At 61.0% G+C, this 756-nt stretch carries 1 protein-coding gene; it reads right to left on the bottom strand.

The window, feature by feature from the left end; translation table 11 throughout:
• Positions 1 to 756: outer membrane protein assembly factor BamA (gene bamA / locus APH28_RS25975; protein ID WP_082432396.1), on the bottom strand; the 756-nt coding region annotated here is incomplete at both ends.

Below are 756 nucleotides of genomic sequence, written 5' to 3'. Positions count from 1 at the left end.
CGACTTGACCTGGTCTTCCGGCACCTTCAGGTCACCCGACAGCTTCACGTCGCGAACGGTGTACTTCTCGCCTTCGTTGACGTTGACCGTGATGTAGACGTGCTTCTTGTCCGGGGTGATCGACACCTGAGTGGAGGCGATGTCCATGTTGATGTAGCCGCGGTCCAGGTAGTAGGAACGCAGGCGCTCCAGGTCGCCGGACAGTTTTTCGCGGGCGTACTTGTCGTCGTTCTTGAAGAACGACAGCCAGTTGGTGGTCTTCAGCTCGAACAGCTGCTGCAGCTCTTCATCGTCGAATACGGTGTTGCCAACGATGTTGATGTGCTGGATGGCGGCGACGGTGCCTTCGTTGATCTTGATCTTCAAGGCAACGCGGTTGCGCGGCTGCGGCACCACCTCGGCGTCGACCTCGGCCGAGTAGCGGCCCTGGGCCACGTACTGGCGCTGCAGCTCGTTGCGCACGCCTTCGAGGGTGGCACGCTGGAAGATCTCGCCTTCGGCCAGGCCCGACTGTTTCAGGCCCTTCATCAGGTCTTCGGTGCTGATCGCCTTGTTGCCTTCGATCTCGATGCTCGACACCGACGGGCGCTCGACCACGTTGATGATCAGGACGTTGCCATCGCGGTTCAGCTGGATGTCCTGGAAGAAGCCGGTCTTGAACAGCGAACGGGTGGAATCCACCAGGCGACGGTCGTCAGCCTGGTCACCGACGTTGAGTGGCAAGGCGCCGAACACGCTGCCAGCGGATACCCGCTG

The organism is Pseudomonas sp. NBRC 111124 (assembly GCF_001320245.1).
In the GTDB taxonomy this organism is placed as follows: domain Bacteria; phylum Pseudomonadota; class Gammaproteobacteria; order Pseudomonadales; family Pseudomonadaceae; genus Aquipseudomonas.
Note: the sequence above shows the minus strand (reverse complement) of the source record. Positions and strands in the feature narration are given on the sequence as shown.